The sequence below is a fragment of the Cryptosporangium arvum DSM 44712 genome, assembly GCF_000585375.1.
In the GTDB taxonomy this organism is placed as follows: domain Bacteria; phylum Actinomycetota; class Actinomycetes; order Mycobacteriales; family Cryptosporangiaceae; genus Cryptosporangium; species Cryptosporangium arvum.
The window spans coordinates 2,573,270-2,587,615 of sequence record NZ_KK073874.1; the positions used below are offsets into that span (position 1 = coordinate 2,573,270).

Annotated in this window: 12 protein-coding genes and 1 riboswitch; all 12 genes read left to right on the forward strand. The window is 73.8% G+C overall.

Annotated elements, in window-relative coordinates:
• Window positions 1-37 precede the first annotated feature (37 nt).
• The 12 genes from rpoZ to ribH all read left to right on the forward strand — a co-directional run bounded on the left by rpoZ (window position 38) and on the right by ribH (window position 14,303).
• Window positions 38-316 (forward strand): DNA-directed RNA polymerase subunit omega, encoded by a 279-nt coding sequence (gene rpoZ / locus CRYAR_RS12035; RefSeq protein ID WP_035850630.1) that lies wholly within the window; start codon window positions 38-40, stop codon window positions 314-316.
• A 90-nt stretch (window positions 317-406) separates the two neighbouring features.
• On the forward strand, window positions 407-1,621 hold the full coding sequence (gene coaBC, locus CRYAR_RS12040; protein ID WP_245620440.1) for a bifunctional phosphopantothenoylcysteine decarboxylase/phosphopantothenate--cysteine ligase CoaBC: 1,215 nt from the start codon (window positions 407-409) through the stop codon (window positions 1,619-1,621).
• A 112-nt stretch (window positions 1,622-1,733) separates the two neighbouring features.
• Window positions 1,734-2,930 (forward strand): methionine adenosyltransferase, encoded by a 1,197-nt coding sequence (gene metK, locus CRYAR_RS12045; protein WP_035850633.1) that lies wholly within the window; start codon window positions 1,734-1,736, stop codon window positions 2,928-2,930.
• Window positions 2,931-3,077: 147 nt separating this feature from the next.
• The gene (locus CRYAR_RS42970) at window positions 3,078-5,390 is read left to right on the forward strand and encodes a primosomal protein N' (protein ID WP_211247403.1); all 2,313 of its coding nucleotides are present in this window, start codon (window positions 3,078-3,080) and stop codon (window positions 5,388-5,390) included.
• A gap of 124 nt (window positions 5,391-5,514) precedes the next feature.
• On the forward strand, window positions 5,515-6,063 hold the full coding sequence (gene def, locus CRYAR_RS12055) for a peptide deformylase (RefSeq protein ID WP_035850635.1): 549 nt from the start codon (window positions 5,515-5,517) through the stop codon (window positions 6,061-6,063).
• Entirely contained in the window at window positions 6,060-6,986 is a 927-nt protein-coding gene (gene fmt / locus CRYAR_RS12060) for a methionyl-tRNA formyltransferase (protein ID WP_035850637.1), read from the forward strand. Before def ends, fmt begins: the two co-directional genes overlap by 4 nt.
• A 28-nt stretch (window positions 6,987-7,014) precedes the next feature.
• Window positions 7,015-9,777 (forward strand): transcription antitermination factor NusB, encoded by a 2,763-nt coding sequence (locus CRYAR_RS48565; RefSeq protein ID WP_281174569.1) that lies wholly within the window; start codon window positions 7,015-7,017, stop codon window positions 9,775-9,777.
• A 10-nt stretch (window positions 9,778-9,787) separates the two neighbouring features.
• A complete protein-coding gene (rpe, locus tag CRYAR_RS12075) occupies window positions 9,788-10,462 on the forward strand; it encodes a ribulose-phosphate 3-epimerase (RefSeq protein WP_035850643.1) in 675 nt (224 codons plus the stop codon).
• A 25-nt stretch (window positions 10,463-10,487) separates the two neighbouring features.
• Window positions 10,488-11,549, forward strand: coding sequence for a response regulator (locus CRYAR_RS12080; protein WP_063725703.1), 1,062 nt, complete (start codon window positions 10,488-10,490; stop codon window positions 11,547-11,549).
• A gap of 153 nt (window positions 11,550-11,702) precedes the next feature.
• A riboswitch (FMN riboswitch) is annotated at window positions 11,703-11,836 on the forward strand.
• Window positions 11,837-11,935: 99 nt separating this feature from the next.
• Complete coding sequence (locus CRYAR_RS12085) at window positions 11,936-12,538, forward strand: riboflavin synthase (RefSeq protein ID WP_035850645.1); 603 nt, start codon at window positions 11,936-11,938, stop codon at window positions 12,536-12,538.
• Window positions 12,535-13,800: a bifunctional 3,4-dihydroxy-2-butanone-4-phosphate synthase/GTP cyclohydrolase II gene (locus tag CRYAR_RS12090; RefSeq protein WP_035850647.1), complete on the forward strand. Its 1,266-nt coding sequence runs from the start codon at window positions 12,535-12,537 to the stop codon at window positions 13,798-13,800. Before CRYAR_RS12085 ends, CRYAR_RS12090 begins: the two co-directional genes overlap by 4 nt.
• The gene (gene ribH, locus CRYAR_RS12095; RefSeq protein ID WP_035850650.1) at window positions 13,797-14,303 is read left to right on the forward strand and encodes a 6,7-dimethyl-8-ribityllumazine synthase; all 507 of its coding nucleotides are present in this window, start codon (window positions 13,797-13,799) and stop codon (window positions 14,301-14,303) included. The genes CRYAR_RS12090 and ribH overlap by 4 nt, the downstream gene beginning before the upstream one ends.
• Window positions 14,304-14,346 lie beyond the last annotated feature (43 nt).

Sequence of the window (14,346 nt, forward strand, 5' to 3'; positions counted from 1 at the left end):
CCACACATTCCCGCTTACTTTTTGAGGCTGATCAGTCTTGGCTGGAACCGTCGCCGCTCCCGAGGGCATCACCAACCCGCCGATCGACGAGTTGCTGGAGAAGACCTCCTCCAAGTACGCACTCGTCATCTACGCGGCGAAGCGCGCGCGTCAGATCAACGCCTACTACTCGCAGCTCGGCGAGGGCCTGCTCGAGTACGTCGGTCCTCTGGTGGAGACCTCTCCGCAGGAGAAGCCGCTCTCGATCGCGCTCCGCGAGATCAACAGCGACATGCTCACCCACGAGGCGGTCGCCGAAGAGGGCGCAACGAACTAAGTACTTCACAAGCCTTAGGCGGACGCTCGGCAGGTGCCGAGCGTCCGTTTTGGTGTGTGCGGGGCGCGGTGTGCGCGTTAAGTTTTGAGCGTGACCGAAGTCGTGCTGGGTGTCGCCGGGGGAATCGCTGCCTACAAGGCCTGTGAGCTGTTGCGGCGGCTGACCGAATCGGGGCTGTCGGTGACCGTGGTGCCCACCGAGAGCGCGCTGGAGTTCGTGGGCGCACCGACCTGGGCCGCGCTCTCGGGGCGGCCGGTCGCCACCGACGTCTGGACGTCCGTCCACGAGGTGCCGCACGTGGCGCTGGGCCGCCGGGCCTCGCTCGTCGTCGTGGCTCCGGCCACCGCCGACCTGCTGGCGCGCGCCGCGAACGGGCTGGCGAACGACCTGCTGACGAACACGCTGCTCACCGCCCGGTGCCCGATCCTGTTCGCGCCCGCGATGCACACCGAGATGTGGGAGCACCCCGCGACCCAGGCGAACGTGGCGACGCTGCGCTCGCGGGGCGTCGTCGTGCTGGAGCCTGCGGTGGGGCGCCTGACCGGGCCGGACACCGGCAAGGGCCGGCTGCCGGAACCGGCGGAGATCGCCGATGTGGCGTTCTCGCTGCTCCGGCGCGGGGCGGCCGAGCCCGACCTGTCCGGGCGCCGGGTCGTGGTGTCCGCCGGTGGCACCCGCGAGTACCTCGACCCGGTGCGTTTCATCGGCAACCGCTCGTCCGGGCGCCAGGGCTACGCGCTGGCCCGCACCGCGGCCGCCCGGGGCGCGAAGGTGACGTTGATCGCAGCGAACACCGCGCTGCCCGACCCGGCTGGCGTCGACGTCGTCCGGGTCGTCAGCACCCGTGATCTGCAGGAGGCCGTCTTCGCGGCCGGCGCCGACGCGGACGTGGTTGTGATGGCCGCGGCTCCGGCCGACTTCCGGCCCGCCGATTACGTGGAGACGAAGATCAAGAAATCCGGTGACACCGATGCGCCGGTCGTCACGCTGATGCAGAACCCGGACATCCTCGCCGGGCTCGTCCGCCGGCGCCGCGAATCGGGCGGCGGCCCGGTGATCGTCGGCTTCGCGGCCGAAACCGGCGACACGACCGGCTCGGTGCTCGAGCTCGGCCGGGCCAAGCTCGCCCGGAAAGGCTGCGATCTGCTCGTCGTCAACGACGTCTCCGACGGCAAAGCCTTCGAATCGACCGAGAACGCCGCCGTCGTGCTCGCCGACGACGGCACCTCGACCGAGGTGCCGCACGGCCCGAAAGAGGTGCTGGCGGACACGATCTGGGATCTGGTCGCACCCCGCCTGCGCTAGTTGTTTCCGGAGGTCGACAACTTCTGGTTCAGGGCCCCGCTCTTTCCGGGGCTCACCCACCGGATCGGTAGACTCGCGCCGATACGAACCCACCCTCGACCCTGGGAGCACCGTGGCCCGCCGTTTGTTCACCTCCGAATCCGTGACCGAGGGTCACCCCGACAAGATCGCCGACGCGATCAGTGACGGCATCCTCGACGCGCTGCTGGCCCAGGACCCGCGCAGCCGGGTCGCGGTGGAGACCCTGATCACCACCGGCCAGGTCCACGTCGCCGGTGAGGTCACCACCGACGCGTACGCGGACATCCCGAGCATCGTCCGGGAGACCATCCTGGGGATCGGCTACGACTCGTCGAAGAAGGGCTTCGACGGAGCGTCCTGCGGGGTCAGCGTCTCGATCGGGTCGCAGTCGCCGGACATCGCGCAGGGCGTCGACACCGCCTACGAGGCCCGCGTCGAGGAGTCCGAGGAAGACGCGCTCGACCGCCAGGGCGCCGGCGACCAGGGCCTGATGTTCGGGTACGCCAACAACGACACCCCCGAGCTGCTGCCGCTGCCGATCGCGCTCGCCCACCGCCTCGCGCGCCGCCTCGCGCAGGTCCGCAAGGACGGGCTGATCCCGTACCTGCGCCCCGACGGCAAGACCCAGGTCACGATCGAGTACGACGGCCCCAAGGCGGTCCGTCTCGACACCGTGGTCGTCTCGTCGCAGCACGCCTCCGACATCTCGCTGGAGACGCTGCTCGCGCCCGACATCGCCGAGTACGTCGTCGCGCCCGAGCTCGCCGAGCTGGGTCTGGAGACCGAGGGCTACCGCCTGCTGGTCAACCCGACCGGTCGCTTCGAGATCGGTGGCCCGATGGGCGACGCCGGCCTCACCGGCCGCAAGATCATCGTCGACACCTACGGCGGTTTCGCCCGCCACGGCGGCGGCGCGTTCTCCGGCAAGGACCCGTCCAAGGTCGACCGGTCCGCCGCCTACGCGATGCGCTGGGTCGCCAAGAACATCGTCGCGGCCGGCCTCGCCGACCGGGCCGAGGTGCAGGTCGCGTACGCGATCGGCAAGGCGCACCCGGTGGGTCTGTTCCTGGAGACGTTCGGCACCGAGACCGTCGACCCGGACCGGATCACCAAGGCCGTCAACGAGGTCTTCGACCTGCGCCCGGCCGCGATCATCCGCGACCTGGACCTGCTGCGCCCGATCTACCGCCAGACCTCGGCCTACGGCCACTTCGGCCGCGAGCTGCCGGACTTCACCTGGGAGAAGACCGACCGCGCCGCGGCGCTGAAGGACGCCGCCGGCGCCTGAGAAGACCGAACTGGTGCGGTGTCCGCGGCGCTTAAGGACGCCGCCGGCGCCTGAGAAGGCCGAACTGGTGCGGTGTCCGCTGGGTTGAAGGACGCCGCCGGGGCCTGATCGCCCGCGTCTGTCGGAGGGTGCTGGTAGACCAGAGGCATGACGCTGCTGGACATGGAGCCCGCCGAGCCGGAAGGCACGGCGGGCTCCGCGCGTCCGGGGGCGAAGCGCGCCGCGCCGCGCCGGGCCCCGGCGCGCACCGAAGACACGGCGTTGCCCCTGGACCTGGCCCCCGCTCCCGGCGAACCACCGCCGGTCGAGGAGTCGGCACCCGCTGAGTCGGCACCCGCTGAGTCGGCACCCGCTGAGGCGGCGCCTGCCGAGGCGGCGCCTGCCGAGGCGGCGCCTGCCGAGGCGGCGCCTGCCGAGGCGGGGGCGAAGCCGGCCAAGAAGAAGCGGGCGGCCAAGCCGAAGGGTGCGCGTGAGCCCGCGGCCGAGCTGCCGGTCGCCCGGATCTGCGTCGACTTGCCGCTCCCGCACCTCGACCGCCCGTTCGACTACCTGGTCCCGTCCGATCTCGCCGACACCGCGGTCGTCGGCGGGCGCGTCCGGGTGCGCTTCGCCGGGCAACTCGTCGACGGCTACGTGCTCGACCGCGTCGCCACCACCGAACACACCGGGAAACTCGCGTACCTGGAGAAGGCCCTCTCCGCCGAGCCGGTGGTGAGCCCGGAGATCGCCCGGCTCGCCCGCACGGTCGCCGACCGGTCCGCCGGCACGCTCGCCGACGTGCTGCGCCTGGCGGTCCCGCCCCGGCACGCCCGCGCCGAAGCGGCCCGCCGCGGCGACGGCGTGCTCCCGGTCGACGAGCAGGGCCGCCACCGCCCCCCGGCCGACGGGTTCGCGCGCTACCGCGGCGGCGCCGCCTACCTGCGGCTGCTGGCCGAGGGCGGCTCACCCCGCGCGGTACTCGCCGCGCTCCCCGGCGAAGACTGGCCGCGCCGGGTCGCCGAGGCCGTCGCCGCCACCCTCGCGTCCGGGCGCGGAGCCGTCGCGGTGGTACCCGACGCCCGCGACCTCGAACGGCTCGACGGCGCCCTGGGCGACGTCCTCGGCTCGGGCCGCCACACCACGCTGGCCGCCTCGCTCGGCCCCGAGGAGCGCTACCGGCGCTGGCTGGCCGTGCGCCGCGGCGAAGTGCTCGCGGTCGCCGGCACCCGCGCCACCGCCTTCGCCCCCGTCCACGACCTCGGCCTGGCCGTCCTCTGGGACGACGGCGACGACCTGCACGCCGAACCGCGCGCACCGTACTGCCACGCGCGTGACGTGCTCCTCGTCCGCAGCCAGCTGGCCGGCGCCGGGCTGCTGCTCGGCGGGTACGCGCGTACGGCCGAGACGCAGCTGCTGCTGGAGACCGGCTGGGCCAAGCCGCTCGAAGCCGACCGCGAGGTCGTCCGCGCCGCCGCGCCGCGCGTCGTCCCGGTCGGCGACGACCGCGACCTGGCGGCCGACCCCACCGCGTCGGCCGCCCGGCTGCCCACCGTGGCCTGGCGCGCCGCCCGCGAGGCGCTCGCCGCCGACGCCCCCGTGCTGGTCCAGGTTCCCCGCCGGGGCTACGTGCCGTCGGTGGCCTGCGGCCGGTGCCGCCGGCCGGCCCGGTGCACGACCTGCTCCGGCCCGCTGGAGCTGCGGGGGAGCGGCACCGACGACGTACCGGCGTGCCGGTGGTGCGGTCACCTCGCCGGCGACTGGACCTGCCCCGAGTGCGGCCACCGCGGCCTGCGCGCGTCGATTCTCGGCGCACGGCGCACCGCCGAGGAGCTGGGCCGCGCGTTCCCCGGCGTCACCGTCCGCACGTCCGGCCGCGACGGCGTGCTCGGCTCGGTCGGCCCGGGAGCCGCGCTGGTGATCGCGACGCCCGGCGCCGAACCGGTCGCCGAGGGCGGATACGGCGCGGCGTTGCTGCTCGACACCTGGGCCCTGCTCACCCGGGCCGACCTGCGGGCCTCCGAGGAGGCGCTGCGCCGCTGGGCGAACGCGGTCGCGCTGGTGCGTCCGGCCCGCGCGGGTGGCCGCGTCGTCATCGCCGCCGACGGGGCGATCCCGGTCATCCAGGCCCTGCTGCGGTGGGATCCGGGCTGGCACGCCGGGCGTGAGCTCGCCGACCGGGCCGAGCTCGGGTTCCCCCCGGCGGTGAAGATGGCCAGCGCCACCGGCACCCCCGACGCGGTCGCCGACTTCGTCCGCCTGGCCGACCTCCCGCCCGAGGCCGAGGTGCTCGGCCCGGTTCCGGTCGCGGCCCCGCCCCGCGCCGGCGCCGAAGGCGAGGAGCTGGAACGGGCCCTGATCCGGGTGCCCCGCTCCCTCGGCCCGGCCCTCGCCACCGCCCTGCACGCCGCGGCCTCCGTCCGCAGCGCCCACAAGGCCCCGCAACCGGTCCGCGTCGAGATGGACCCCCTGGAGCTGCTCTGACGTTGCGGTCACCGCGTCCGCTGGCTCGCAGACAGGGCATATCGGCGGCGGCCGTAGAATCAAGGGCTGGCGCGCCGAGCGCGCCGGTTCCGCCATGCCTGCCGCCCGTCGCGAGAGGAACTGCGTGTCCGTCCGTCCCGTCCGGCTCTTCGGAGATCCGGTTCTGCGCACCCCCGCCGACCCGGTCGTCGACTTCGACCGTCAGCTGCGCAGCCTGGTGAAGGACCTCACCGAGACGATGCTCCAGGAGCGCGGCGCCGGCCTGGCCGCCCCGCAACTCGGCGTCGCGCTCCGGGTCTTCACGTTCGACGTCGGCGACGTCGTCGGTCACCTGGTCAACCCGGTCCTGGAATTCCCCGACGAGCAGGAGCAGGACGGCCCCGAGGGCTGCCTGTCGATCCCCGGCCTCTACTTCGACACCAAGCGCCGCCTGAACGTCGTCGCCAAGGGCCACGACATGCACGGCGAGCCGGTGCAGATCGTCGGCACCGAGATGATGGCGCGGTGCCTGCAGCACGAGACCGACCACCTGGACGGTGTCCTGTTCGTCGACCGGCTCGACGCGGCCACGAAGAAAGAAGCGATGAAGGCCATCCGCCAGGCCGAGTGGGCCGACCAGCCCGCGCCGACGGTCAAGGTCAGCCCGCACCCGCTGTTCGGCAAGATCCGATGAGGCTCGTGTTCGCCGGGACGCCGTCGGTCGCGGTGCCGCCGCTGGAACGGCTGGTGCGCAGCGGCCACGAGGTCGTCGCCGTCGTCACCCGCCCCGACGCCCCGGCCGGCCGTGGCCGCAAGCTGCAGCGCTCGCCGGTGGGGGAGGTCGCGGACGCGCACGGCATCGAGGTGCTCACCCCGGCGAAAGCCGGCGACCCGGAGTTCCTCGCGCGGCTGGCTTCGTTGGCGCCCGATCTCGCGCCGGTCGTCGCCTACGGCGGGCTGATCCCGCCGTCGGCGCTCGTGGTGCCGCGGCTGGGCTGGGTGAACCTGCACTTCTCGCTGCTGCCGGCCTGGCGTGGCGCCGCGCCGGTGCAGCACGCGATCCTGCACGGCGACGAACTCACCGGCGCCGCGGTGTTCCAGCTCGAGAAGGGCCTCGACACCGGGCCGGTCTTCGGCCAGCTCACCGAGGTGATCCGGCCCGACGACACCGCCGGGGCGCTGCTCGAGCGGCTGTCCGAGGCCGGAGCGGAGCTGCTCGCGCAGGTCGTCGACGGCATCGCCGCCGGGGCGTTGCAGGCCGTGCCGCAGCCCGCCGACGGCGTCTCGCTGGCGCCGAAACTCACCGCCGAGGACGCACATCTCGACTGGTCGGTGCCCGCGTTCGCGGTCGACCGGCGGATCCGGGCGTGCACTCCGGCGCCGGGCGCGTGGACGACGTTCCGCGGCGACCGGGTGAAGGTCGGGGCCGTGCGGACGGCGCCGGACGCGGAGCGGCTCGAACCGGGGGCGCTCCGGGTCGAGCGCAAGCGGATACTTGTCGGCACCGCGACCGATCCGGTGGTGCTGGGTGAGGTCGTGCCGCCGGGCAAGAAGGCGATGCCGGCCACTGACTGGGCGCGCGGCGCCCGCCCCGAACCCGGCGAGCGGTTCGAGTGACTTTTTCCTCCGAAGTGAAGGTGCAGCGGTGACCGAGGGCCAGGGCCGATTCCAGGGAGGCCGTTCCGACGGCGATCCCGACGCTTCCCGCGCGACGGGTCGGCCGAGTTCCGACCGGGGTTCCCGGGGCGAGGGCGGCGCGGATCGTTCCCGCGGTGAGGATCGTTCCCGCGGTGACCGGGGTGCGCATCGGCCTCGTACCCAGCGTGAGGGCGGCAGGCCCGACGGGGCGGGTGGCGATCGAGGTCGTCCGACGGGCGGCGGCCGGTTCGACAACGGGAACCGCGCCCGTGGGGGCGACAACCGCTCCGGAGGCTCCGGTCGTCCGGATCGGGATCGTGGGTCTTCGGAGGGGCGGGGCTCCGGTCGTCCGGATCGGGATCGCCCCGCATCCGGTGGTCGCCCCGACGGCGCCCGTGGCTCCGATCGCGGCTTCGGCCGCTCGGATCGCGCTCGCCCGGAGAGCGGCGACCGTGGCCGGCCGGAGAGCAATGGCCGTGGCCGCCCGGACAGTGGTGACCGTGGCCGCCCGGACCGCGGCGGCTCGAACGACCGCCCGTTCCGTGGTGATCGTGCGGCGGGTGGTTCGCGTGATGAGCGCCCGTTCCGTGGTGATCGTCCGAGCGGGGGCTCGCGTGACGAACGGCCGTACCGCGGTGATCGTCCGAGCGGGGGCTCGCGTGACGATCGGCCTGCCGGAGGGCGTGGGCCTCGTCCGGATCGCGGCGATCGCCCCACGGGTGGGTCGCGTGACGATCGGGGGTCGCGGTGGGCTCGGGACGACCGGACGGGTGGCGAGCGGGCCTCCGGGCCACGGGGGCCGCGTCCGGACCGGGGCGATCGGGCGGCGGGACCCCGCCCGGACCGTGGGCGCTCGGGCGGCGAACGGCCGCGTAACGCCGCGGGGCACGAGGGCGAGAAGCGCGCCTGGGGTTCGTACCAGAAAGCCACCCCCGACCCGGCCCGCCGCGCGGCCTTCGACGTGCTCGTCGCCGTCTCGGCCCGCGACGCCTACGCGAACCTCACCCTGCCGCCGATGCTGGTCGAACGCCGCATCACCGGGCGCGACGCGGCCTTCGTCACCGAGCTGACCTACGGCACCCTGCGCCACCGGGGCACGCTCGACGCGATCCTCGCCGCGGGGAGCAGCCGTCCGATCGACAAGGTCGACCTGCGGGTGCTCCAGGCGCTCCGGCTCGGCGCCTACCAGTTGCTCTTCACGCGCGTACCCGATCACGCGGCGGTCGCCGGCACGGTCGAGGTGGCGCGGGTCGCGCTCACCGACGGTCCGGCCCGCTTCGTGAACGCGGTGCTGCGCCGGGTCGCCGAACGGGACCTCGCCGACTGGCTCACCGAGGTCGTCCCGCCGCTCGGCGACGACCCGATCGCGCACCTCGCGATCCGCTACAGCCACCCGGAGTGGGTGGTACGAGCGTTCGCCGACGCGCTCGGCGAGGACGTCGCCCGCCTGGGCGAACCCGACAGCGAAACCGCGAAGGCGCTCGCCGCCGACAACGAGCGTCCCGGTGTCGACCTGGCCGCCCGGCCCGGTCGCATCGACCCGCTCGAACTGGCCACCGAGATCCAGACCGAGCTGACCCGCTGGACCCGCCCGGCCACACCCGAATCACCGGCCCGCCCAGCTACACCTGAATCCCCGGCCCGTCCGGCCGCGGCCGCCCCGCACCTGGAGCCCACCGCCTCGCCGGAGGCCGTCACCGCGGCGGCCGAAGCCTCGGTCCCGGAGGTCGTCACCGCGGCGGCTGAAGCCTCGGTCCCAGAGGTCGCGACCGCGACGGCCGAAGCCACCGATTCGACCCGGACCGAAGCCACCGACGCCGCCTCCCAGCGCCCGCCGGCGACCGAGGAGGCCCCGTCCGAGCAGCCGACCCCAGAGCAGCTCGCGCCCGAGCAGCCCTCAGCCGAGCAAGCCCCGGTGGAGCAAGCCCCGGTCCCCGAGATCGCGGCCGTGGCCGAGAAGCAGGCCGCACCGTCCGCCGACGACCCCGGCTCGCTCCTGGGCCGGTGGTCACCGGTCGCCGTCAGGCTCCCCGAAGGCGCCCCCGGCAACATCCCGGCCATCGCCGACGGTCGCGCGCACGTCCAGGACGAGGGCAGCCAGCTCTGCGCCTGGACCCTCGCCGCCGCACCCCTCGAGGGCCCCGACGCCCGGTGGCTCGACCTCTGCGCCGGTCCCGGCGGCAAGGCGGGCCTGCTGGCCGCGATCGGCGTCGACCGGGGCGCGCACCTCACCGCGGTCGAGGTGATCGAGCACCGCGCCGTGCTCGTCCAGCAAGCCGTGGCCGGCCTGCCCGCGACCGTCCTCACCGCCGACGGCCGCGACGTCGGCACCCACCCCGACCTGCCCGAGGGCGGCTTCGACCGGGTGCTCGTCGACGCTCCGTGCACGGGCCTCGGAGCCCTGCGCCGCCGCCCCGAGGCGCGCTGGCGCAAGGAGCCGGGCGATGTGCCGGCCCTGGCCAAACTCCAGCGCGAGCTGCTCACCGCCGCGCTCCGGGCGGCCCGCCCGGGTGGCCTGGTCGCGTACGTCACCTGCTCACCGCACCTGGCCGAGACCCGCGTGCTGGTGGCCGACGTCTGCCGTCGCACCGGCGCCGAGCCCGTCGACGTCCGCGGAGTGCCGGAAGCCGCGGCCGCCGCGGACCTCAACCCGACGCCGGAGCGGGTGAGCGCGTCCCGCGCGGCCGCCCTGCAGCTCTGGCCGCACCGCCACGGCACCGACGCGATGTTCCTGTCGCTGCTGCGCAAGCCGGTCGGAGGCCACGACTAAGCTTTCGGACGTGGAACTTTTCGTCGCACCGAGCATCCTGTCCGCCGACTTCGCCCGCCTCGCGGAGGCGGCCGCCTCGGTGGCCGGGCGCCCCGGCACGCCGGGCGCGGACTGGTTGCACGTCGACGTCATGGACAACCACTTCGTCCCGAACCTCACGCTCGGCCTGCCGGTCGTGAAGAGCATCAGGGCCGCCACCGAGATCCCGCTCGACTGTCACCTGATGATCGAGGACCCGGCGCGCTGGGCGCCGGGTTACGCCGAGGCGGGTGCGCACAACGTCACGTTCCACGCCGAGGCGACGGACGACCCGGCGGCGGTCGGGCGTGACCTGCGCAAGGCGGGCGCCAAGGCCGGGCTGGCGCTCAAGCCCGGCACGCCCCTCGAGCCCTACCTCGAGATCCTCAGGGACTTCGACACGCTGCTCGTGATGACCGTCGAACCCGGTTTCGGGGGCCAGGAGTTCATGGCCGAGGTCCTGCCGAAGGTCACCGAGGCCCGCAGGCGGGTCGAGTCCGGGCATCTCGAGTTGCGTATCGAGGTCGACGGCGGCATCAACGCCGACACGATCCACGCCGCGGCCGAGGCCGGGGCCGACACGTTCGTCGCCGGCTCCGCCGTGTACAACGCCGACGACCCCGCGAAGGCGGTCGCCGCCCTCCGCGAACTGGCGGCCCGCCGGTGACCCGCCCCGAGCCGGTGGCCACGCCGTGACCGGGCACGCGGCCGACGTCTCCGGCGGGAGCGTCGCTCGCGGTTCCGACGGGGTGATCCTCGTCGTCGACGACGACACCGACGTCGCGGCGCTGGTGGCGATGAACCTGCGCTTCGAGCGGTTCGATGTGGTCACGGCCCACGACGCCCGCGGTGCGCTGGCCGCGATCGAGCGCCACCGGCCCGACCTCGTGCTGCTCGACGTGATGATGCCGCGCGTCGACGGCTTCGAGTTGTGCCGCCAGTTACGGGCGTCCCCGCTCACCGCCGCGCTCCCGATCATCATGCTCACGGCCAAGGACCTGTCGGCCGACCGCATCCAGGGCCTCACCGCCGGCGCCGACGACTACATCGTCAAACCGTTCGACGTCACCGAGCTCGTCGCCCGGGTGAAGTCGACGCTGCGCCGCAACCGGGAGATGCGTGACGTCTCGCCGCTGACCGGTCTGCCGGGGAACACACGCATCCTCGAGGCCATCTCCGAGCGCATCGTGGCCCGGCAGGACCACGGCTGGGAGTACGCGGTCTGCTACGTCGACCTCGACAACTTCAAGACCGTCAACGACGTCTACGGGTTCTACCGGGGTGACCAGATGCTCACCGCCGCCGCCGGCGCGCTCCACTCGTCGACGATCGGGGTGGCCGGTTCGCCGCCGTTCCTCGGTCACATCGGCGGCGACGACTTCCTCGTGGTGTGCACGCCGGAGCAGGTGCGCCCGATCACCGACCGGGCGATCACGCTGTTCGACCAGGCCAGCCGCGTGCTGTACGACCCGGCCGACCTGGCCCGGGGTTACTTCGAGGTGGCCGACCGGCAGGGCCGGTTACGCCGCCACGGGCTGCTGACGCTCTCGATCGGCGTCACGGTCTCGACCCAGCGCCAGTTCGACGACCACCGTGCGGTGGTGGCCGCCGCCAGCGAGATGAAGTCGGTGGCCAAGCGCACCGAGGGGTCGATGGTGGCGATCGACCGGCGCCGTGACCCGGAGCCCGGTCGCGGCCCCGCCGCCCGCCATCAGGCCGCCCTCCAGCCGCTGCCCGACCCCGACACCCCGTAGCCGTCCGGGCGTGATCAAGGTCGCACCGGGCCGATCGGCGGTCGCCAACCGTGTCAGACTGGCGCGTAACGGTGGGATTTCGGCGACATCGGTGGCGATCTCCCGTCGGACGACGTAAGACAGAGTCAGAGCAACAGACCACAACAACGCAGTACGCGCGCTCCGGGGTCGGTGAAATTCCGAACCGGCGGTTACAGTCCGCGACCCGCAAGCCCTTCGGGGCGAGCGGTTGACCCGGTGGAACTCCGGGACCGACGGTTAAAGTCCGGATGGGAGGAAGCGCGCGGGCTGGCCGGCGTGCCCGTCCGCGGGTGACGCCGTCGCGCCCGTGCACGCCCATGTCCGCGCTCCGGAGCCTGCTCGAGGCGAGGAGGCGCACGGCGCACATGTTCACCGGCATCGTGGAAGAACTCGGCACGCTGGCCGCGGTCGAGGAACTCGACCGGGCGGCCCGGCTCCGGCTGAAAGGTCCACGCGTCGCCGTGGACGCCACCTACGGCGACTCGATCGCGGTCAACGGCGTCTGCCTGACGGTCGTGGAGAACACCGGCGACGAATTCACCGCCGACGTCATGGCCGAGACGCTCACCCGCTCGGCCCTCGGTGGCCTCGTCCCCGGCGACCCGGTCAACCTCGAACGGGCCGCGACGCTCAGCACCCGGCTCGGCGGGCATCTCGTGCAGGGCCACGTCGACGGCGTCGGCACGGTGCTCGAACGGCGACCGGACACCCACTGGGAGGTCGTGCGGATCGGCCTGCCCCCCGAACTGGGCCGGTACGTCGTCGAGAAAGGCTCGATCGCCGTCGACGGTGTCTCGCTCACCGTCACCGCCGTCGCCGACGACTGGTTCGAGGTGAGCCTGATCCCGACGACGCTCTCGGCGACCACGCTCGGCGGCCGGGAGCCCGGCTCGCGCGTCAACCTCGAGGTCGACGTCGTCGCGAAGTACGTGGAGAAGCTCTTGCCCGGACCGAAGGAGCAGTCATGACGTTCGGAAGCATCGAGCAGGCGATCGCCGACATCGCGGCCGGCAAGGCCGTCGTGGTCGTCGACGACGAGGACCGCGAGAACGAGGGCGACCTGGTGTTCGCCGCGTCGGCGGCGACCGCGGACCTGCTCGCGTTCACGATCCGGTACTCCTCCGGGGTGGTGTGCGCGCCGGTCACCGGGGCCGACGCCGACCGGCTGGGCCTGCCCCCGATGCACCACACCAATCAGGACAGCAAGGGCACCGCGTACACCGTCTCGGTGGACGCGCGGGACAAGACCACGACCGGGATCTCGGCGGCCGAGCGCGCGCTGACGATCCGCCTGCTCGGCGACCCGGCCGCGACCGCTGACGACTTCACCCGCCCCGGCCACGTGTTCCCGCTGCGTGCGGTGGACGGTGGTGTGCTCGCCCGGCCCGGCCACACCGAGGCCGCCATCGACCTCGCCCGGATGGCCGGCCGGTACCCGGCCGGCGCGGTCAGCGAGGTCGTCAACGACGACGGGACGATGGCCCGGCTGCCCGAGCTGATCGAGTTCTCGCGCGCGCACGACCTGACGCTGATCACGATCGCCGACCTGATCGCGTACCGGCGGCGCACCGAACGTCAGATCTCCCGGGAGGTCGACGCCCGGTTGCCCACCCGCCACGGCGCGTTCCGTGCCGTCGGCTACCGCAGCACGGTCGACGACACCGACCACGTCGCGTTCGTGCTCGGCGAGGTCTCCGGCGGCGACGACGTGCTGGTGCGCGTCCACTCCGAGTGCCTGACCGGGGACGTGTTCGGCAGCCTGCGCTGCGACTGCGGTCCGCAGCTGGAGACGGCGCTGGCCGCGGTCGCCGCCGAGGGGCGTGGGGTGGTCGTCTACCTGCGTGGGCACGAGGGGCGGGGTATCGGCCTGCTCTCGAAGCTCCACGCGTACCAGCTGCAGGACAGCGGCGCGGACACGGTCGACGCCAACCTCGAGCTGGGGTTGCCGGTGGACGCGCGGGACTACGCGATCGGCGCGCAGATCCTGCTCGACCTGGGCGTTCGCTCGGTGCGGCTGCTGACCAACAACCCGGCCAAGCAGGCGAGCTTGGAACGCTACGGCCTGCCCGTGGCCGGCCGGGTGGGGCTGCCCACCCACGCCCACCCGGAGAACGTCCGCTACCTCACCACCAAACGGGACCGGATGGGGCACGAGATCGTCGGCCTGCCCGACGAGATCGCGGTCGCGTCGGCCGTGCTGGACCAGGCGTCGCTGGGAGCGCCGGCATGAGCGGCGGAGGGCTCGCGGACCTCGGGCCGATCGACGCCGGCGGTGTCCGCCTGGGCGTGGTGGCCACCCGCTGGCACGCGGAGATCACCGACCGGCTGCTCGACCGTGCGCTGGCCACGGCCGCGCTGAGCGGCGTCACCGACGTGCTCACCGCGCGCGTCGCCGGCGCGGTGGAGCTGCCGGTGGTGGCGCAGGAGCTGGCGCAACGGTGCGACGCGGTCGTGGCGCTCGGCGTCGTCGTCCGCGGTGGCACACCGCACTTCGAGTACGTCTGCGACGCGGTCACGGCCGGCCTCACCCGGGTGGCGCTGGACTCCGCGACGCCGGTCGGCAACGGCGTGCTGACCTGTGACACCGAGGCGCAGGCCCGCGACCGGGCCGGCTTCGAGGACAGCGCCGAGGACAAGGGCCGCGAGGCCACGATCGCCGCTCTCGACGCGGCGCTGACGCTTCGCGATCTGCGCCGGGCGCCGGTGCCGCAGGTGGGCTTCGGTGTGAGCTAGGGCGGGTCGCCCGGGCACCGGTGGAGATCGGCGCCCGGGCGGC

Coding starts and splice junctions, on each gene's coding strand:
- CRYAR_RS42970 (WP_211247403.1), top strand. CDS start 3,078: ATGACGCTGCTGGACATGGAGCCCGCCGAGCCGGAAGGCACGGCGGGC.
- CRYAR_RS12090 (WP_035850647.1), top strand. CDS start 12,535: ATGACGTTCGGAAGCATCGAGCAGGCGATCGCCGACATCGCGGCCGGC.
- fmt (WP_035850637.1), top strand. CDS start 6,060: ATGAGGCTCGTGTTCGCCGGGACGCCGTCGGTCGCGGTGCCGCCGCTG.
- ribH (WP_035850650.1), top strand. CDS start 13,797: ATGAGCGGCGGAGGGCTCGCGGACCTCGGGCCGATCGACGCCGGCGGT.
- CRYAR_RS12085 (WP_035850645.1), top strand. CDS start 11,936: ATGTTCACCGGCATCGTGGAAGAACTCGGCACGCTGGCCGCGGTCGAG.